Annotated in this window: 19 protein-coding genes; 15 read left to right on the top strand and 4 right to left on the bottom strand. The window is 69.5% G+C overall.

The features are described from left to right. Window positions 1-190: 190 nt before the first annotated feature. The 12 genes from ACM26Y_RS21210 to ACM26Y_RS21155 all read left to right on the top strand — a co-directional run bounded on the left by ACM26Y_RS21210 (window position 191) and on the right by ACM26Y_RS21155 (window position 13,455). Window positions 191-1,441: an ATP-grasp domain-containing protein gene (locus ACM26Y_RS21210; RefSeq protein WP_416061869.1), complete on the top strand. Its 1,251-nt coding sequence runs from the start codon at window positions 191-193 to the stop codon at window positions 1,439-1,441. Further along, entirely contained in the window at window positions 1,438-2,286 is an 849-nt protein-coding gene (locus ACM26Y_RS21205) for a hypothetical protein (protein ID WP_416061868.1), read from the top strand. The genes ACM26Y_RS21210 and ACM26Y_RS21205 overlap by 4 nt, the downstream gene beginning before the upstream one ends. Next, window positions 2,283-3,356 (top strand): PLP-dependent cysteine synthase family protein, encoded by a 1,074-nt coding sequence (locus ACM26Y_RS21200; RefSeq protein ID WP_102031597.1) that lies wholly within the window; start codon window positions 2,283-2,285, stop codon window positions 3,354-3,356. The genes ACM26Y_RS21205 and ACM26Y_RS21200 overlap by 4 nt, the downstream gene beginning before the upstream one ends. Continuing rightward, window positions 3,353-4,381, top strand: a complete 1,029-nt coding sequence (locus ACM26Y_RS21195; protein WP_102031596.1) for an enolase C-terminal domain-like protein — start codon at window positions 3,353-3,355, stop codon at window positions 4,379-4,381. Before ACM26Y_RS21200 ends, ACM26Y_RS21195 begins: the two co-directional genes overlap by 4 nt. Then, entirely contained in the window at window positions 4,378-5,634 is a 1,257-nt protein-coding gene (locus ACM26Y_RS21190; RefSeq protein WP_102031595.1) for an MFS transporter, read from the top strand. Before ACM26Y_RS21195 ends, ACM26Y_RS21190 begins: the two co-directional genes overlap by 4 nt. Next, complete coding sequence (locus ACM26Y_RS21185) at window positions 5,631-6,461, top strand: class I SAM-dependent methyltransferase (protein ID WP_416061867.1); 831 nt, start codon at window positions 5,631-5,633, stop codon at window positions 6,459-6,461. The genes ACM26Y_RS21190 and ACM26Y_RS21185 overlap by 4 nt, the downstream gene beginning before the upstream one ends. 55 nt (window positions 6,462-6,516) lie before the next feature. After that, window positions 6,517-8,085, top strand: a complete 1,569-nt coding sequence (locus tag ACM26Y_RS21180) for an ABC transporter substrate-binding protein (protein WP_416061866.1) — start codon at window positions 6,517-6,519, stop codon at window positions 8,083-8,085. Further along, the gene (locus ACM26Y_RS21175; RefSeq protein ID WP_102031592.1) at window positions 8,085-9,032 is read left to right on the top strand and encodes an ABC transporter permease; all 948 of its coding nucleotides are present in this window, start codon (window positions 8,085-8,087) and stop codon (window positions 9,030-9,032) included. The genes ACM26Y_RS21180 and ACM26Y_RS21175 overlap by 1 nt, the downstream gene beginning before the upstream one ends. Beyond that, entirely contained in the window at window positions 9,029-9,865 is an 837-nt protein-coding gene (locus ACM26Y_RS21170) for an ABC transporter permease subunit (protein ID WP_416061865.1), read from the top strand. Before ACM26Y_RS21175 ends, ACM26Y_RS21170 begins: the two co-directional genes overlap by 4 nt. Further along, window positions 9,862-11,301, top strand: a complete 1,440-nt coding sequence (locus tag ACM26Y_RS21165; RefSeq protein ID WP_416061864.1) for an ABC transporter ATP-binding protein — start codon at window positions 9,862-9,864, stop codon at window positions 11,299-11,301. Before ACM26Y_RS21170 ends, ACM26Y_RS21165 begins: the two co-directional genes overlap by 4 nt. 107 nt (window positions 11,302-11,408) lie before the next feature. Further along, window positions 11,409-12,614 carry a GNAT family N-acetyltransferase gene (locus tag ACM26Y_RS21160; protein WP_416061863.1) on the top strand — a complete coding sequence of 402 codons (1,206 nt, stop codon included), beginning with the start codon at window positions 11,409-11,411 and terminating at the stop codon, window positions 12,612-12,614. 277 nt (window positions 12,615-12,891) lie between these two features. Further along, window positions 12,892-13,455, top strand: coding sequence for an HD domain-containing protein (locus ACM26Y_RS21155; protein WP_416061862.1), 564 nt, complete (start codon window positions 12,892-12,894; stop codon window positions 13,453-13,455). A gap of 35 nt (window positions 13,456-13,490) precedes the next feature. Here the strand turns inward: ACM26Y_RS21155 and ACM26Y_RS21150 are convergent, their stop codons facing one another. The 4 genes from ACM26Y_RS21150 to ACM26Y_RS21135 all read right to left on the bottom strand — a co-directional run bounded on the left by ACM26Y_RS21150 (window position 13,491) and on the right by ACM26Y_RS21135 (window position 16,401). Further along, window positions 13,491-13,943, bottom strand: coding sequence for a hypothetical protein (locus ACM26Y_RS21150; RefSeq protein WP_416061861.1), 453 nt, complete (start codon window positions 13,941-13,943; stop codon window positions 13,491-13,493). Between the two features lie 19 nt (window positions 13,944-13,962). Next, window positions 13,963-15,105 (bottom strand): DUF6745 domain-containing protein, encoded by a 1,143-nt coding sequence (locus ACM26Y_RS21145; protein ID WP_416061860.1) that lies wholly within the window; start codon window positions 15,103-15,105, stop codon window positions 13,963-13,965. A 239-nt stretch (window positions 15,106-15,344) separates the two neighbouring features. Beyond that, complete coding sequence (locus tag ACM26Y_RS21140) at window positions 15,345-15,794, bottom strand: VOC family protein (protein WP_416061859.1); 450 nt, start codon at window positions 15,792-15,794, stop codon at window positions 15,345-15,347. A 79-nt stretch (window positions 15,795-15,873) separates the two neighbouring features. Next, window positions 15,874-16,401, bottom strand: a complete 528-nt coding sequence (locus ACM26Y_RS21135; RefSeq protein WP_040781099.1) for a flavin reductase family protein — start codon at window positions 16,399-16,401, stop codon at window positions 15,874-15,876. A 246-nt stretch (window positions 16,402-16,647) separates the two neighbouring features. Here ACM26Y_RS21135 and ACM26Y_RS21130 point away from each other — a divergent pair, with 246 nt between their 5' ends. The 3 genes from ACM26Y_RS21130 (at window position 16,648) to ACM26Y_RS21120 (ending at window position 19,335) form a co-directional block, all read left to right on the top strand. Further along, window positions 16,648-17,517 carry an alpha/beta fold hydrolase gene (locus ACM26Y_RS21130; RefSeq protein WP_054371298.1) on the top strand — a complete coding sequence of 290 codons (870 nt, stop codon included), beginning with the start codon at window positions 16,648-16,650 and terminating at the stop codon, window positions 17,515-17,517. Between the two features lie 117 nt (window positions 17,518-17,634). Next, window positions 17,635-18,420 carry a 2-keto-4-pentenoate hydratase gene (locus tag ACM26Y_RS21125; RefSeq protein ID WP_003934760.1) on the top strand — a complete coding sequence of 262 codons (786 nt, stop codon included), beginning with the start codon at window positions 17,635-17,637 and terminating at the stop codon, window positions 18,418-18,420. Between the two features lie 12 nt (window positions 18,421-18,432). Beyond that, window positions 18,433-19,335, top strand: a complete 903-nt coding sequence (locus ACM26Y_RS21120) for an acetaldehyde dehydrogenase (acetylating) (protein WP_003934759.1) — start codon at window positions 18,433-18,435, stop codon at window positions 19,333-19,335. Window positions 19,336-19,347 lie beyond the last annotated feature (12 nt).

The following is a 19,347-nucleotide window of genomic DNA, read 5'->3' as shown; positions in this document are numbered from 1 at the left end:
CGGCGGACCGGCACGAGCTGCCGGACCTTCGGGGGCCACCGTTCGCACCGGCCTCCGAATTCCCCGGCACAACCAGTCTTGCTAACGACAACGATTATCAGTAGCTTCTGTGTCGCTGGGTACTGCGGAGGATGCGAGCGGAAGGCCACGTGTGGCACACCTACTGCTGGTAGAGAGTTGGGTCGGAGCAATGGGAACGTTGCTGCCGAGAGCGATTGCCGACCTGGGAGTCGAGTTCACGTTCCTGACCCGACGACCGGAGCACTACCCGGACACCCTGCCGGACGGTTCCCCGCATCCGCTGCGTCTCGGTCGTGCGGTAGCGACTGCCGAGACCAACGATCCGGCTGCCGCACTCGAGGCGGCGCGGCGGATCGATGCCGAGGCAAGGATCGACGGCGTCCTCACCAGCTGCGACTACTACCTGCCGACCGCCGCGCGAATTGCCGCCGCACTCGGACTTCCCGGTCCGGCACCCGAGGCGATCGAGACGGCCTGCGACAAGGCGCGCACCCGGGCGGTGTTGGATTGCGTCGGTGTCCCGGGGCCGCGGCACACCACCGTGTCGGTCGACGACCCGATCCGGCTCCGTACCGCGGCCGAGTCGGTGGGATTCCCCTTGGTGGTCAAGCCCACCGATCTCTGTGCGGGAATGTTCGTGCGGCGCGCGGACAGTTGGTCGGATGTCGAGTCGGCGGTGCACGCGCTGCGGGGGTTCGAGATCAATGCGCGCGGGCAGCAGCGGAACTCGGCGGTGTTGCTCGAGGAGTTCCTCACCGGCCCGGAATTCAGTGTGGAGAGCTGGATTTCGCGCGGCAAGGTCCACACGGTCGGCGTGACCGACAAGAGCCTGGGTGGGGCGTCGGGTTTCGTGGAGACCGGGCACATGTTCCCGGCCGACCTGGCAGAGCGAGACCGCGCGAGAGTGGTGACCGCCGCTGAGGAGGCGATCGAGGCGGTGGGTCTCGATCACGGGGTGGTGCACACCGAACTACGCCTGACCTCCGCCGGGCCCCGGATCATCGAGATCAATCCGCGGCCGGCCGGCAACCAGATCACCGAGCTGATCCGGCATGTGAGCGGAGTCGACCTGCCGCGGGTGGCGGTCGAGCTCGCACTGGGACGCGAGCCGATCCTCCCGACGGTCCCGGACGAGCACCGTGACGGCGGACGGCCCTCGAGCGCAGCCGTGAGCATGCTGGTGCCGACGAGGGCGGGTGTTGTGACCGGAATCGAAGGAATCGACACCGTCACAGCCGATCCGGCGGTGGCCTCGGCGGCGTTCAAGGGGCCCGGTCACCGAACTACGGTGGGAATGGACAACAACAGCTACCTGGGCAGCATCGTCGTCGTCTCGTCGGAGCGGTTCGGGGCCCGCCCGCTGGCTGAGCACCTGCTGTCGTCGATCTCCGCCACATACGGCGAAGAGCCGGCGTCGTGACCGCCACCACTGCGATCGGCGCCGCGACGAACGGCCGCCTGGCTGCGCTTCTCGAGCGCTACCGCACCGACCCTGCCCGGCGTCCCGCGCGCGACGTGATGGTGTCGGTTGCGTTCACCACATCACAGGGAGTACGGCACAGCGGGCGCAGCGGCGGCTACCGCAACCAGGTGATCTCGCTGCGGGTCGGGGCTGCGACGGGCTCGTGCGCGGTCGAGCCGGGCTCGGTGGACCCGGAGATCGTGCACGCCTGTGCAGGGGTGGCGGTGGCCGACCTGCTGCACCATGCCGAGACCGCCGTGCAGATCGCTGCACTCGACGCCTACCTGACGCACCGGCGGCCGCACTCGGGTGAGCCTCGCGCAGTGGCGGCGCAGCTGGATTCCGGGGATTCGTTGCACCGCTCGCTGGCCCGGGCGCATCACGTGACCGGGCTGGTCGACGCACCATCCGACGGGCGGGTGCTGGTGATCGGAGTGGTCAACTCGCTGCTCGTCAGCCTGCGCGAGCGCGGGCTGCGGTACGTGCCCTGTGATCTGAAGGGTGGCACCACCGAGTGGGGTGAGCCGATCGTCACCGACTTCGCCGAGCACCTCGACGAGTGTGATGCGGTGCTGGCCAGCGGGATGATGCTGGGCAACGGCACCGCCGACACCTTGTTCGCGGGGGTAGCCGCGTCCGGCCGGCGGATTCCGGTCACGATGTTCGCCCAGAGTGGCGCCGCGGTCGCCCGGGAGTTGCTCGGACACGGCATCGACGCACTCTCGGCCGAGCCGTACCCGTTCTTCTGGCTCACCGGGGACGCCGGCCCGATCTACCTGTACCACGGGTCGCGGGCACGATGACCGTGATCGAGTCGCCGGCGCGGGTGGGGGACAGCCCACTCGTGCGCATCCTCACCCCGGTGCCGAACCCGCATCCGGGCTACTTCGCGAAGATCGAGTCGCTCGGCTTCGGTGGGCTCAAGGCGCGGTCGGCCCTGTCGATGCTGGTCGGTGCCCGGCGACGCGGGCAGCTGCGGGACGGTGCGCGGATCGTCGAATCCACCAGCGGCACTTTGGGGGTGGGGCTGGCATACGTAGCACAGCCACTCGGCCACCCCGTCACCCTGGTGGTGGACTCCGAGCTCGAGCCCGCCATGCGCAATCTGCTGTGCGCGCTGGGTGCCACCTTGGAGATCGTGGACCGTCCGCACCCGGAGGGCGGGTGGCAGCAGGCCAGGCTCGATGTCCTGCACCGGATTCTTGCCGCCGACCCGGATGCGTACTGGCCCAACCAGTACGACAATCCCGACAACGCCGTGGGCTACCACGGGCTCGCCGACGAGATCGTCGCGGGCCTGGCCGCACAGGGTATCGAGCGGGCCGAGGTGCTTGTGTGCAGTGTGGGCACCGGCGGCCACAGCAGCGGAGTGGGTCTGCGGTTGCGGCAGGTGTGGCCGGACCTGCGGATCATCGGGGTCGATGCGGTGGGGTCGACGATCTTCGGACAGCCCGCCACCTGCCGGGTCATGCGGGGACTGGGTAGCAGCGTGCATCCGGGCAATGTGCGATACGAGATGTTCGACGAGGTGCACTGGGTCGGCCCGCGCGAGGCCGTGCACGCCTGCCGCAGCCTGGCGCGGGACGGCTTCCACACCGGCGGCTGGTCGACGGGTGCGGTGGCCACGGTGGCCGGGTGGGCGGCCACCCGCTGGCCGGGCCCGGTGGTCACCGTCTTTCCGGACGGCCCCGACCGCTACCTGCGCACCATCTTCGACGACGACTGGTGTGCTCGGTACGGCCTGCTCGCTCCGCCGCGAACACATCCGCACGAGATCGCCGAGTGCGGGGACCCGGCGGAGTGCTGGACGCGGTGCGAAGCCGTGCGGGCCCCGCACCCGGGGGCGAGGGACCGGATGGAGACGGCGCGATGAGGCTGACCTGGTCGGTGAGCACCCTTGCCCTGGCCCGGCCGTTCCGGATCAGCCGGGCGGTGATGTCGTCCCGCCAGGCGGTCACGGTCACCGTGACCGACCCCGGCACGGGATCGTGCGGCCGCGGCGAGGTCGTCACCTCCGTGTTCGCGGGCCTGGACGTGCACCTCATCGAGACCCAGCTGCGGGCAGTCGCGGCGTGCTGCGGTGCCCCAGGGATTCCCGAAACGATCCCGGCGCAGGTGCACCCGGCGGTCGCCGGCGCCGTGTGGTCCGCCGTCGCCGACTACCGGGCACGCGTGAACAGGCAGACGGTCGCTGCGCACCTCGGACTGCCGCTGTCCGCCGAGATCCCGATCTCCCGCACCCTCGGAATCGGTGCGCCCCAGGACATGGCCGCCGAGGCCGCCGAGTTGTCGCGGCGCGGGTTCGCTCTGCTGAAGGTCAAGACCGACGCCGACCCGACCGAATCGGTACGGCGGCTGGCCGCCATCGCCGCTGCCGCGCCAGGCGTGGATCTGATCGTCGACCCGAACGAGGCGTGGAGCGCGGCCACCGCCCTGTCGGTGCTCGCCGACAGCGATGGTCTGCCGGTCGTCGCGCTCGAACAACCACTGCCGGTGCACGATCGAGACGGAATACGGGAGCTGCGCAGCCGCACCGATCTTCCGCTCGTCGCGGACGAGGCGGTCCACGACCTGGCGGACCTGGACGAGCTGACCGGCCTCGCGGACGTGGTGAACATCAAACTCACCAAGTGCGGCGGCATCTACCGCGCCCACGCACTGGCCGTAGCGGCCGGCGCGCGCGGAATGGAGGTGATGCTCGGCTGTCTGGTGTGCAGCTCGCTGGGTGTCGCCCCCGCGGCGCAGCTGGCGTCCCTGGCCCGATGGTGCGATCTGGACGGGCACCTGCTGCTCGCCCGGGACCCGTGGGCCGGCCTCGGGGGTGACGACGGAAAGCTGCGTCCGAGCGGCCTGCCCGGACTCGGCGTGTACCGGCCCGACAACGAGGAATCGCGATGACCGCCACCGACTCCCCGGCAGGGACATTCGCTCTGCTGCGCAGCTTCCCCCGCTCGGTACAACTGCTGGTGCTCAACCAGTACGGCGTCAACACCGGCTTCTACATATTGGTGCCGTTCCTGTCGATGCATCTGACCGGGAACCTGGGTCTGTCCCTGGCGATCACCGGCCTGGTCCTCGGGGCGCGCACCCTCAGCCAGCAGGGCTTGTTCCTGATCGGGGGCACCGCTGCCGACCGGCTCGGACCCCATCGGGTCGTCATCGCCGGCTGCGCACTGCGGTCGGTGGGCTTCGCGGTGTTCGCTGTGGGCACCAGCGTGCCGCTGCTGCTGCTCGCCTCCGTTCTGTCGGGATTGGCTGGGGCTCTGTTCAATCCGGCCGTGCGCTCCTACATCGCGGTCGCCGAGCCTCGGCGCCGGGCGGAGGCGTTCGCGGTCTTCAACGTCTTCGCACAGGCGGGGGCATTGTCGGGACCGCTGATCGGCAGCGCGCTGCTGACGGTGGACTTCCGTACCGTCGCCGTCGCCGCGGCGGTCGTCTTCGCCGCCCTGACACTGGCGCAGTGGCGGTTTCTGCCCGCCCACCCGGTGGACCGCGCCGAGACGACGGTGCTGCGCGGCTGGGGTGCGGTGCTAGCCGACCGCCGGTTCGTGCTGTTCACGGTGGCCATGCTCGGGATGTTCGCCCTGCAGACGCAGATGTACCTGGTGTATCCGGTACTGGCCGGGCGAATCACCGACTGGAGTGGAGCTGTTGCGGTGCTGTTCCTGTCCACCACCGTCTTCGGTCTGCTCACCCAGGTGCGGCTGACTCGATGGTTCGATCGCCACACCAGCCGCGGCACCGCCATCGCGGCGGGACTGATCCTGATGGGTGCCGCGTTCGTGGTGGCACTGCCGGTCCTGTGGGGCGCACCCTCCCCCGGGGCGGGACGGATCGCGTTGGCGCTGGCGCCACTGGTGCTCTCCGCCCTGATCCTCGAAGCAGGCATCCTGATCGCGCAGCCGTTCGTGATGGAGCTGATCCCGGCATACGGGGCGTCGAACATCTCCGGGACTCTGTTCGGGATGTTCTACCTGGTCTCCGGGCTGGCCGCCGCCGGCGGAAACGCGCTGATCGGGTACGGCCTCGACCTGGGCAACGGGTGGCCCGGGGTGTTGGTGTGCGTCGCCCTCGCGTGGGGTTCGGCCACCGGGATCTGGCTGTTGCACCGCCGCGGCCTGCTCGCCGACCCGGCCGGAGCACGGACGTGACCGCGGCTGCAGGGGCGCGGAACCTGTTGACGGACAACCCCGCTCTGTACGAGGCACGATTTCCCGACTCGGACCACAGTGCCGCCCGGTTCGTCGACGACATTCTCGCGACCTACCTGACCTCCGACGCTCCGGCGCCGCGGACACACCCCGCGACGGTGCTGGACCTGGGCTGCGGCACCGGCCGCGACCTGGGATACCTGGCCCGACGGGGATACCGCTGCCTGGGCATCGACCAATCCCCGGCGATGGTGCGATACGCGCAGCAACAGTATCCCGGTGTGAGAGCCGAGGTCGGCGACCTGCGCACCTTCGAGGTCGACGCGGGCGTCGACGCCATCGTCTGCCTCGACAGTGCCCTGTTGTACTGCCACACCGACGCCGAGCTGGAATCATGCCTGCGCTGCTGCCGCAGGCACCTACGTCCCGGTGGGCTGCTGATCGCCGAAATGCGCAACGGCGCCTTCTTCCTCGGCAACACCGAACTTCTCGACGAGCCCACCCACTCGTCCTTCTCCTGGCACGCCCGCACCTGGCGGGCCGAGACCACCTTGTGGATCGACCACGCCGCCCAGCTGCTACGCCGCCGTCGGCAGTGGCAGATCCCGGAATCCGCCGAGCCCCTCGTCCAAACCTCGGCGTGGCGGTTGCTGTTTCCGCTGGAGCTGACCGGCCACCTGCAGCGCGCCGGGTTCGCGGTGCGGGCCCTGTTCGACACACCCGGACCCCGTACCGAGACCGGCTGGCCGGGGCGCTCAGCCCTGACCGATCTCGCCGGCACCGCACTCTGCGGAGACCGGATCCACGTGATCGCCGAGGCTCTCTGACTCACCCCCACGCTTCACCTCGACCCCTCGATCCATTGCTCAAGGAGAAACCCCGATGAATCCGGTCACCCTGTCCGCGCTGCCGCACCTGAGCCGGCGCTCGTTCCTCGGCCTCGGCGCCGCCGCCGGCGCCGTACTGCTCGGCGCATGCAGCACGAGCGGCGAGACCGCCCCCGCGCCCACCGCCGCGCCCCGGGACGGCGGCCGACTGCGAGCGGTGTTCGCCGGCGGTGGCGCACAGGAGGTGCTGGACCCGCACAAGACCAACCTGTACGCCGACGTCGCCCGCGCGAACGCGCTCTACGACAAACTCGTCGAATACGGCGACGACCTCGGCCCGGTACCGCGGCTCGCCACCGCCTGGCACCCGAACGCCGACGCGACCACCTGGACGGTGAAGCTGCGCCCGGCGGTCTTCCACGACGGCCGGCCGGTGCGCGCCGCCGACGTGCTGTACTCCTACCAGCGCATCCTCAACCCGGCGAACGCACTGCGCCCGCGGGCCTCACTCGAGGTGATCGACATCGCCCGCTCCCGCGCCCTCGACGACCACACCATCGAATTCGTCTGCGCGCGCCCGTGCGGGGAACTGGCGAACGTGCTGGCCGCGTTCGGCGCCTACATCATCCCGGAGGGCACCACCGACTTCAGCCGTCCGATCGGCTCCGGGCCGTTCACGTTCGTCTCGTTCGAACCGGGTCGCTCGCTCGTCACCGCGCGATTCCCGGACTACTGGGACGGCGCCCCCCATGTGGACGAACTCGAGATCCTCACCGCTCCGGACGAGACCGCACGGATCAACGCCCTGCTCGGTGGGCAGGTCGACTACGCCGACGACCTCGGTGTCACCTCGGCGCGCACCTACGAAAGCGACGCCCGGATGCAGATCCTGCGGTCGCCACGCAGCGCGATGTCGGCGTTCGCAATGAAGGTGGACCGGCCCCCCTTCGACAACGTGGATCTGAGGCGGGCGATGTTCGCCCTCGTCGATCGCGAGGAACTGGTGACCACCGTGCTGGGCAGCACCGGTGTGGTCGGCAACGACCTGTTCGGCAAGGACGCCAAATACTATGCCGCGGATCTGCCGCAGCGCGCTCTGGATCTGGACGAGGCCGAGGCCCTGATCCGCAAGGCCGGCGTCCGGAACACCACCATCGAACTGCAGACCACCGGTGCCACCAACGGATTCGTCAAGGCGGCGAACATCCTCGCCGAACAGGCCGGGCGCGCCGGACTGAAGATCGAGGTGAAAGTCACTGAGGGATCGACCTATTGGACGCGAACCCTCGACGAGGGTGTGCTGTCGAGTTTTCGCTCCGGGGCCATGCCCATCGAAACCCACCTCGCACAGCGGATGCTGTCGACATCGGCAAAGAACTACACCCAGTGGCGCCGCCCCGAATTCGACGCATTGTTCGCCACCGCCAGCGAAACCACCGACGAGAACATCCGGGCCCGCGCATATCAGCAGATGCAGTCGCAGCTCCACAGCGAGGGAGGTCTGCTGGTGTGGGGCTTCTCCGACGGCCTGCACGGCATGGCGCCGCATCTGGCGGGGATGGCCGAGAACGCGCCCAGCAACACCCTCGGGTACGCCCGCTTCGACCGGGCCTGGCTTTCGTGATGCTCGCCCGCTACGCCGGTACCCGCCTCACGGTGGGACTGGTCCAGGTGCTGGGCGTACTCGTCGTCGTCTTCTCGATCGCCGCCGCGCTGCCGGGGGACGCTGCGGTGGTGATCGCGGGCGATGACGCAGATCCGAGGCGGATTGCGCAGTTGCGCGAGCTCCTCGGGCTGGACCGGCCGCTGTCCGTGCAGTTCGGGGACTGGCTGACCGGTCTGCTCGGCGGCGACCTGGGCACCTCCGTGGTATCCGGGCGCCCGGTCACAGCGATGCTGGGCTCGGCGCTGGCGCCGACGCTGACCCTCGCTGCCCTGGCGTTCGTGGTGCTCGTCCCGTTGGCGCTGCTCCTCGGGGTGGTCGCCGCGGTGCGCCGCGGCCACCGGGTCCACCGGGCCGTCACGGCCCTGACCGTAGCGTTCTACGCGGCACCGGAATTCGCGGTGGCGATCGTGCTGGTGGCAGTGTTCGCGGTCGGGTTGGGATGGTTCGCGCCCACCGCGGTCGGCGCCGGCGGTCCGTTGCTGATGCAACCGGAGCTGTGGGTGCTGCCCGTACTGGTGCTGGTGATCCGCCCGGTGTGCTCGCTGTCGCGGTTGGTGCGCTCGTCGCTGATCACCACCCTCGACTCCGAATACATCCGGCACACCCGTCGCCTCGGTGTGCCCGTGCGGCGGGTGATCTGGCGGCATGCCTTGCCGGGCTCGCTCACGCCGGCGACACAGCATCTCGCGCGGGTCGCCGATTGGCTGCTCGGCGGGGTCGTGGTCGTCGAGGCGGTATTCGCGCTCGGCGGTCTCGGGCAGTTACTGGTCAGCGCGGTCAGCAGCCGCGACATTCCGCTGTTGATGGGATTGGTGACGGTGTTCGCGATGATCACGGTGGCCGTGAACACGGTCGCCGACATCGTGGCGTTCCAGCTCAACCCCACGGCCGGACTGGCATCGTGACCGGCTCCACGTTTCTCGGGCGTGCGAGTGGGCGGTCCCGGGTGCGCATCGGGGCTGCCCTGACCGCGGTCCCGCTCGCGGTCGCGCTGCTCGGGCCCCTGCTCACCGAACCCGGTGCCCGTGGCCCGGCGTTCACCTACGGGGACCAGTGGCTCCTGGGAACCGATTCCGAGGGGCGCGACCTGCTCACACAGGTCCTTCTCGGGGGGCGGTCGCTGGTGCTGGTGGCCGCCGCGGCCGTGGCCCTGACCTACCTGCTCGCCGTGCCGTGGGGGGTAGCTGCCGCGACCGCCAGGCGACGGATCGTCGACGAGATGCTGATGCGGCCGTTGGATCTGCTGCTGTCGCTGCCGTCGATCATGGTACTGCTGCTGGCCGTGGCACTCACCGACGCCGACCTGCCCGTTCTGACAGTGACCGTGGCGGTGCTGCTGTTCCCGGATGCGGCGCGTCTGGTGCGGGCCTCGGCGCTGCACGCCGCGCACACCCCGGCCATGGAGGCGCTGGTCCTACAACAGGAAACCTGGTGGCGCCGGCACCTCGGCTACCTGGGACGATCACTGCTCCCGATCCTCGCCGCGGACGCCGGACTGAGGTTCGTCGGGGCGATCTACCTGGTTGCCTCGGCCAGCTTCCTGGGGGTGAGCGCGGACTCGGCCGGCACCGACTGGGCCGTGATGATCGACCGCAACCGCGCCGGCCTCGCCCTCGTTCCGTGGGGTGTCGTGCTGCCCGCGGCCCTGATCATCGACTTGGCGATGGGGGTGAATCTGCTGTTCGACTCCGGTGCTCGCGCGGCAACACGCGAGGTGTCGACGAGGAAGTGGCGATGACCGAGGTAATCTCGGCGGCCCAGGCCGCCGCTGTGCCCAGCGGCACCATCCGCGTGCGCGGACTGACCGCACGGACACCGGATCGGATCCTGGTCGAAGTCGTCGACCTGGACATTCCCACCGGGGTTGTCACCGCGCTCGTCGGGGCTTCCGGGAGCGGCAAAACCACCACCGCGCTGGCATTGATGGGCGAGCACCGCCCGGGGGTGGAGGTGACCACGGCCGTCCTGGACACGGGCGGGGCACGGTTCGGGTACGTGCCCCAGCACCCCTCCTCGGCGCTGAACCCCGCCCTGCGGATCGGTACCGTGCTCGACGACATCGCTCGTGCCGGCCGAGGGCGCGGGAATCCGGTGACCGTGGGCGACGCACTCGAACGTGCGGGATTCGCCGACGATCCGGGCATGCTGCGCCGCTACCCGCATCAACTGTCGGGTGGGCAACAACAACGACTGGTCATCGCCCAGGCTCTGCTGACAGACCCGACATGCCTGATCCTCGACGAACCCACTACCGGGCAGGACCCGGCTCGTCGGACGGCGGTCCTCGACGAGATCACCCGACTTGCCCGGCAGGGCCTGACGATCGTGCTCGTCACCCACGACCTGGATGCGGTCCGCGCAGTCGCCCAGCGTGTGATCGTCATGGGCGGCGGCCGGGTGCTCGAGACCGGTGATGCCGAGATCCTGCCGGTCGCCGCCCCGCGGATCCCGCAGACATGCGCCGACCCTACGGATCGCCGCCCGACCCGGGTCGACGCCCGGTTGACCCTGGACGCCGTTTCGGCGGGGTACCGCAACACCGGAGTTCTGCAGCATTTCTCGCTCTCGCTCCAGCCGGGCGAATGTCTGGCACTTCACGGCCCCTCGGGCTGCGGCAAGACCACCGCGGCCCGGATCGTCGCCGGCTTGCACCCACCCACGGCCGGACGGGTTCTTCTCGACGGCCACCCGTTGGCCGCATCGGTACGGCGACGGACCCGGCACCAGACGGCGGCGATCGGGTACGTCTTCCAGGACGCCAAGGCGGCCTTCGACCCGTATCGCAGCGTGTGGGAGCAGATCCTGCGCGGTCCGACACGCCTGCGCGGTGCCACCGGCCCGGAATCGGCCACGGCGGCCCGCCGCGCGCTCGACCAGGTGGGTCTGGCCGAACGGATCACCCGGCAACATCCGTCCGCCCTTTCCGGCGGCGAGGCCCAGCGCGCCGCGCTCGCCCGTGCCCTGGCGGTCGAGCCGTCGCTGCTCATCTGCGACGAAGTCACCACGGGACTCGACCCCGCATCCCGACAGCGGGTGCTCGACATCTTGTCCGATCTCGTACGAACACAACGCATCTCCCTGCTGGTGATCAGCCACGACGGCGCCGTGGTGGACGCGATCGCCGACCGGGTCGTCGACATGAGCCTCCAGGTCACGAACCGGGGGCCGCTGTGAGCACGCATCGCCGCGTCCGTCGCGGAGGAATCCGACTGCCTCCGCACCGAGCCCGAACCGGACAAATCACTCGCGTTCGAGGGGCTGGTTGTGTCAGTCTCTCGGACATGACCGTGCACGATTTCCTCACCATCCGTACCGCCACCGACGACGACTGGCCGGCCCTGGAGCTGCTCGACTCGGTGGGCTTCGGCTATCACCCCATCGATGCCGAGCGGACGCTGCTTCGTCCGATGTTCCGTACGGAGAACATCGTGGTGGCAACCGAGCGGGAGGTGCCGATCGGTCTGGCGCTGTATCTGGACATGGAGATCACCGTGCCCGGCGGGCACCAGGTCCCGGCGTGCGGTGTCAGCTGGGTTTCGGTCGCCCCGACGCACCGTCGCCGCGGCGTGCTGCGGACAATGTTCACCGAACTGCACCGCCGGATGGAGGCGACCGGGGCACCGCTGGCCGCCCTGACCGCCCGCGACGCCGGCATCTACGGGCGCTTCGGATACGGGCCGGCCACCGTCGCTACCGAGGTCACCATCGATCGGCGTTTCGCTCGCTTCCGCGAGGACGCTCCCGATCCCGGCGGGGTGGTCCTGGCCGACGCTGCGACGGCGGCGGGCCGGTTGCCGGAACTGTACGACTGGTGGCGGCTGCGCACGCCGGGTGCGCAGGCCCGACCGAAAGCCGAGTGGGACTACACCTTTGCCGATCCCGAGGAGCGCCGCGACGGCGCCTCGGCGCTGTTCTTCCTGGTTCATCCCGACGGATACGCCACCTTCCGCCGCAAGGGATCCGACGACGAGCCGGTCGCGGTGGTCGAGGAGTTGGTCGCGATCACCGACGACGCCCACGCCGCGCTGTGGCGCACCCTGTGCGGGCTGGACCTGACCCACCGCATCGAAGCCGTCCAGCATCCCGACGACCCGCTGCGTCTGCTGCTGACCGACTACCGTCTGCCGCGCACCACCGCCCGGTTCGACGAGTTGTGGCTGCGGATCATGGACGTGCCGGCCGCGTTGACTGCCCGCGACTATGCCGCCGATCTGGACACCGTGCTGGCGGTCCGTGACCCGTTCCGCAGCGCCGGGGGAACGTTCGCGTTGACGGTACGCAACGGCCGGGCCCGGTGCGTCCGCACCGACTCGACTCCGGTGATCACGCTGGATCTGGACGCGCTGTCCGCGGTGTATCTCGGCGCGCACAGGGCCCGCACGATTGCTGCAGCCGGCCGGGTTGAGGCGCGCAGCGCCGGTGATATCGCCGACCTGGACCGCGCGTTCGACGTCGCCCGCCCCGCAATGCTGGGCTGGCACTTCTGACGGTGAACTCTCGCAGGAAGCGTCGGACAAGCCTCCTCTCCGGTCGACACGACGGAAACGGTATCGGGAAGTCGTCATGCCTTTTTGTGCAGGACAACATCTCATCCGTGTGAGAGGCGCGATTCCCCGGGTGGTCCTGCGAACTCCCCGGCAGTGATCGCGTACCTGCAGCCTGGCGCGTACGTGCCCACAGGCGGGGGTGCCGACACGGGGTGAACGTTCGGGAAACGGCCGACGACAAATTGGTATAGACCAAATTTGGTGTACGCTGACACGCATGAGCTCTGACACGGAGGTCTTGGAAGAGACTGCTGCGCTGCTGGACTCGCTCCGCGGCGTGTTCGACGGTGAAGCGGTGGACCAGCTCGATCACGCATTGCAAGCCGCCGGCCACGCGATCGCGGACGGAGCCGACGACGAGCTCGTGTTGGCCAGTGCGCTGCACGATCTCGCGCGCAGCCCGCTGATGGGGCTGACCACCGATGCGCAGCACGACCGTGTGGCTCGGGAGTGGCTCGCGCCGCGCTTCGGGGAGCGGGTCGGCTGGTTGGCCGGAGCCCACGTCGCCGCCAAGCGCTACCTGGTGGCCACCGACCCGGCTTACACCCGAACTCTGTCGCCGGAATCGATTGCGACACTGGATCATCAGGGGGGACCCGCGATCGAAACGCAGAGGGTGGCCCATCCCTGGTGGGCGGATGCCGTCCGGTTGCGGCGCTACGACGACCGCGCGAAAGTTCCAGGAGCGCACGCCCCGACGATCGCAGATGTACTCGGTGTGGCCCTGCGGGTACGCGCCGGAACCAAAGTGACGACCACGAAAGAGTCTGCCCGGGATTGAGCCCTGACCCTGCCGGCCAGGCTTGGCGCCTCCCATTAGTCGGCGACCAGCCGCGTCGACCCGTGCCGTCCTGCGCCGTGCTCGCGTTGTCGACGGATCACGTAGCAACCCGGAGCGATCCCCGTCGCCCCGTGCTCGGGATGGAGGAGATACGCCGTCCCGGTCGTCTCGACGATGCCCAGGGCGAGACCCATGGTGTCCCGGACGGGGGTCGTCCACCTGCAGGTGCCCTCGTCGGCCACGAGAGAGTGCGGGTTGCCGCCGGCGGCGCTCCGCAACAACTCCACTCCCGACAGTGGCACCCGGATGGAGCGCGCCCACGGTGTGCGTTCGACGGCGGCACCGACAAGCGCGTACGGAATGACGATCAGATCGCCTTGAGTCTGGAGACCATCGGTCACCGGGACGGTCACCTCCCGGTCCAGGTGGTCGAGGACGTCCAGACCGCTGAGGGCCGTGAGGTCGGACAGGGTGAGATCGGAATGCATGGGATCACCTCGGTGGAGTTCAGGTTCGGCGAACGAGTTGTGCATAGTCGGTACCGCTGATGCCGTAGGTCCAGCCCGCGGCGTCCAGTGCGGAGGGAACCCAATCGGGGACGTGCAGGCCGTAACGGCGCCGCTGCCCGTCGCGTTCGACGGAACCGTTGACGACGAGCAGGATCCGGCCGGACCGACCCCAACCGGTCGGGGATGCATACAGTCCGAGCGTGCATCCCGGGTTTCCCGGATCGTCGGCACGGTCCACGAGTGCGAGCGCGGCCATGTCGATGTACCTGTCCCAGCCGATGCGTTCGACAGCACATCGGCGGACCTCGACATTGCGCTCGTCGTTGATCCGCTCGACGGTGGGATCGAGGACGACCCAATCGGGAACGATCGTGCCGTTCTGCACGAAAACATGACTGCCGTCCGCGAATTCGAGCGCCGGACGATCGGAGTGGTGTAAGCGGCGTTCGTTGTGGACGCCCCCGGGTGTGGGTTCGGTGTGCAGTGCGGTGGGCCGTTCGGCCATGACGCAGACACGTTCGAAGGCCCACCACCATCCGGTGGCACGGACCAGTGCGCCCTGAAGCTCGAGAAGGTCGTCGTCGCGCGACTCGAAGCCCGCGAGACCGTAGCGTCGGAGCGTGTCGTAGTACGCGACCCGATGTGCCTCCTGTTGCCCGTACCAGGTGACGCCGGGAGTCGGGCCCGGCAACAGTGTGCGTATCGCCGTCGCGACACCGACGAACAGCGAGGTCCGCAACGAATCCCACACGGCCGCACGAAGAAGCGGGTCCTGCCGCCGAGGTGTGCGCGCGTCCATTCGGTCACGGGACGCGGACCAGATTGCGGCGATCCCCGCCGAAGGGTGTGCCGGTTCTCCGAAGCGCAGCGGGGGGACCGAGAAGCCCTCGTCGGCAATCAACTGCAGGGCCGCCGGGGGAGAAGGTACCCAGACGAACTCCGGTTCCTCGAATCCCGCTCGCCGGTAGAGCTCTGCGACGGCGGATTCCGCGGCGGGCCGGTCCGAAGGTCTCGTACACAGTCCTTGCGCGAGCCAATGGTCACGCCGGGCGGACACGGCGGCGGCAAGGGCGTGAGGATCGGTGATTCGGGTGGACAGGGTGCGGTGCGGAACCGCTGACGAGATCGGCACGGCGCTCACCGGATGGTGGCGGTGGCCGCCTTTCCTGTAGTCATGGTTATCGAGGATGGCACGGGAAGGCTCCGGGCGCAAGCAAGTGCCCTCGCCCGGGCGGCCGAATGCGGCGAAGGCCGGCGCCTACTTCGCCGGCCGATCGCGACCGGCGACGATCCTCGTAAGGGGCTGCTGCAGAAGGGCGTTCTCGGACCTTCCGTCGCGCCCACGGCGGCGCATCGACACATGACGACGGCGTACGCGCATCAGCCGATCTGCTCGAACAGTGACACGATGATCCCTTCGGGTCCACGCACGTAGGCCATCCGCACGCTGTTCTCGTACTCGCCGATGCCGCCGACGAGGCCGTACCCCTCCGCAGCCACCGCGTCGACGGCCGCCTGGAGGTCGCCGACCTCGAAGGACACGTTGCGCAGTCCGAGTTCGTTGGCCATCGCCATGGGCGATCCGGGCGCGTGGTCGGGCGTGACGAAGCTCGCGAGTTCCAACCGCGTCCCTCCGTCGGGCGGCCGCAGCACGGCGATCTCACAGTGCGCGCCGGGGATGCCGCAGACGGTCTCGACGAACTCGCCCTCCACGGATCCGGTGCCCTCGACCTCGAAACCCAGTCCGACGAAGAACGCCGTCACCGAGTCGAGGTCCGCGACGGTGATGCCGATGTGGTCGAAACGTCTCACGTGCGCCCTGGGGTCCATCCTCCGATTGTCGTCGTGCCGATCCCGGGACGGCGACGGTATCGGCGACGGTGATGTCCGTTCCCGGCGACGGACCCGGTCAGGCCACCGGCACCGGGTGGTCGATCCCGAACCGGCCCCGGAAGAACACCATCGGCCGCTCCTCGCACACCGTGTCCAGCTCGAGCACCCGGCCGATGATCACGTCGTGATCGCCGGCGACGTGGACGTCGTGCACTTCCGCGTGCACGCGCATCAGCACGTCCGGCAGCGCCGGCGTCCCCCAGCGGGACACCTCCCACGCGAGATCCTCGTACTTGCGTCCCCGGCTCGAGCCGAACCGGGCGCACAGGTCGGACTGGTCCTCGCGGAGGACGTTGACGCAGAACCGCCCCGTCGCACGGATCCGGGGCCAGGCACGGCCGCGGTGGTCGGCGCAGAACAGGATCAGGGGCGGCTCGAGCGACACCGAGGCGAACGACTGGCACGCGAACCCCACCGGGCCCTCGTCGTCCAGTCCCGTCACCACCGTGACTCCGGTGGCGAACTGTCCCATCACCCGGCGCATGTCCTCCGGGCTGGGCGCGTCAGCTGTCGATGGTGCGAGGGTCGTCGTCTCGAGGGGCATGAGTCCACCTCCGGGTCGTGGGACGGATCGGCGTGAGCACGCCGTGGTCGATGGGCTCGACGCTAGGACAGGCCAGGGGAGGTCCGAACGGGCGTCCCGCTGAGCGGACGCGGCCGGCGGCGACCCGGTCGCCGGAGCGGTGATCTCGCTGAACGGGATGGTGTATGGCCGTCGTCGACCAGGGCTGGCAGCCTGCGGTTCGAATGGGCGGTGTGCCCGGCACCACGGCGACGAACAGGGACGACGATGACCGAAGTGAGCTACGAGGGGACCCTGAAGGAACTTTCCACCGATCAGGGTGTGCTGCGCTACCACGAGGCCGGCGACGGGCCGCCGCTGCTCCTGCTGCACGGCTCCGGACCCGGCGTAACGGGGTGGCGCAACTACCGCGGCGTCCTCGCCGACTTCGCACAGCACTTCCGCTGCCTGGTGCTCGAGTTTCCTGGTTTCGGCGTCAGCGACCCCGGTGACGGCCACCCGATGGTGATGGCGCAGGGGGCCGTCGGCACCTTCCTCGACGGGCTCGGTCTCGGTGCCGTGGACATGGTCGGCAACTCGATGGGCGGGATCGTCGCCGCCAAGGTCGCCATCGACGAGCCGCACCGCGTGCGCAAGCTCGTCACGATCGGCGGGATGGGCAAGAACGTCTTCGCGCCCGGTCCGGGCGAGGGCATCAAGCTGCTCATGGAGTTCACCGACAACCCGACCCGCGAGGGCCTCGTCCGCTGGCTGCAGTCCATGGTCTACGACCCCGCCGTGGTCACCGACCAGCTCATCGAGGAGCGCTGGGCGCTCGCCACCGAACCGAAGACCCTCGAGATCGCCCGCCGGATGTACAGCTCGAAGGCATTCGCCGCCGGTGCCGCCGCAGCGGCCGCGTCGAACGTCACCCCGTACTGGGCGCAGCTGCACAAGATCACCGCGCCCACTCTGCTGACGTGGGGCCGCGACGACCGGGTCAGCCCCGTGGACATGGCGATGCTGCCCATGCGCGACATCCCGAACTGCGAGCTGCACACGTTCCCGAAGTGCGGGCACTGGACGATGATCGAAGCCCGCGACGCGTGGCTGTCGGCCGTGCTCGCGTTCCTGCTGCGCGACGACGACCGCAGCTAGTCCACGATCCCGCTGAGCGGGAGGGCTTCCGCCGTCCCACCTGCGCATATGTCACCTTCGAGACAGCCCGATCGGCGCGACGACGCGCGGATCATCGACCAGTTCCAGGAGTGCACGATGCTCGACGGTTCCCGGCGACTCGCCGCCGCCGATCTCCTCTGGGCCGCCGAGCGCGACCGCGTCGCGATCGCCCCGCTGACGGAGACCTTTCCCGACATCGACGTGGTGGATTCGTACGAGATCCAGCTGATCAACATCCGCCGCCGGCTCGAGGCGGGTGCCACCGTCTACGGCCACAAGGTCGGCCTGTCGTCCGAGGTCATGCAGAAGATGATGGGCGTGGACGAGCCCGACTACGGACACCTGCTCTCGACGATGGTGTACTCCGAGGACGAGCCGATCGACACGGCGCAGTTCTGCTACCCGCGCATCGAGGTCGAGATCGGCTACGTCCTGGGCGAGACCCTGCCCGGCGAGGACTGCACCGAGGCGGACGTGCTGCGGGCGACCGAGTACATCGTCCCGAGCATCGAACTCATCGACTCGCGCATCGTGGACTGGCGCATCGGCCTGGCGGACACGATCGCCGACAACGCCTCGTCCGCGGGAGTGATCCTCGGAGCGGGCCGCATCGAACCGGACAAGGTCGACATCGGAGCGATCTCGGCGGTGCTGTACCAGGGCGACGAGGAGATCGCGCGCGGCGAGGCGGCAGCAGTGCTCGGTGACCCGACCCGCGCCGTCGCGTGGCTGGCCCGCAAGGTGGCGAGCTTCGGGGTGCGGCTCGAGGCCGGGCACGTGATCCTGCCCGGTTCGTGCACTCGCGCCGTCGATGCCCGCCCGGGCGACGTCTTCCGCGCCGATTTCAGCGACATCGGCTCCGTCTCAGTCGAATTCAAGTAAGGAAGTGCACCAGTGACGAAGGCTACCGCCGCGATCGTCGGGCCCGGCAACATCGGCACCGACCTGATGTACAAACTGCTGCGCTCGGATGTCATCGAGCCGCGGTGGATGATCGGTGTCGACCCCAGCAGCGAGGGTCTCGCCCGCGCAGCGACGGAGGGCCTGGTCGCGAGCCACGAGGGTGTGGACTGGCTGCTCGCCCAGGACGAGCGGCCCGACGTGATCTTCGAGGCCACCTCGGCCTACGTGCACCGCGCGAACGCCCCCCGCTACGCCGAGCTCGGCATCCAGGTCGTCGACCTGACCCCGGCCGCCCTCGGGCCGGCCGTCGTGCCCGCCGTGAACATGGGCGAACACGAGGATGCGCCGAACGTCAACCTCATCACCTGCGGTGGCCAGGCCACGATCCCGATGGTGCACGCCGTCTCCCGGGTCACCGAGGTCGAGTACGCCGAGATCGTCGCGAGCGTCGCCTCCCCGTCGGCCGGCCCCGGAACCCGCGCCAACATCGACGAATTCACCATCACCACCAGCCGCGGCATCGAGACCATCGGCGGCGCCCGCAAGGGCAAGGCCATCATCATCCTCAACCCGGCCGAGCCGCCGATGCTCATGCGCGACACCGTGTTCTGCTCGATCCCCGAGGACGCGGACCGCGACGCGATCGCCGCGTCGATCCACGAGGTGGCCGCCACGGTGCAGGGCTACGTCCCCGGATACCGCCTGCGCGCCGAGCCGCAGTTCGACGACCCCACCCCGATGAGCGGGGGACGCGCCCGGGTGGCGATCTTCCTCGAGGTCGAGGGCGCCGGCGACTTCCTGCCGCCGTACTCGGGCAACCTCGACATCATGACCGCGGCCGCCACGAAGGTGGGCGAGAGCTTCGCGGCCAAGCTGCTCACCGCCCGCGTGTAGACCCCCACCGCA

Source organism: Rhodococcus indonesiensis (assembly GCF_047782815.1).
Lineage (GTDB): Bacteria > Actinomycetota > Actinomycetes > Mycobacteriales > Mycobacteriaceae > Rhodococcus > Rhodococcus indonesiensis.
Note: the sequence above shows the minus strand (reverse complement) of the source record. Positions and strands in the feature narration are given on the sequence as shown.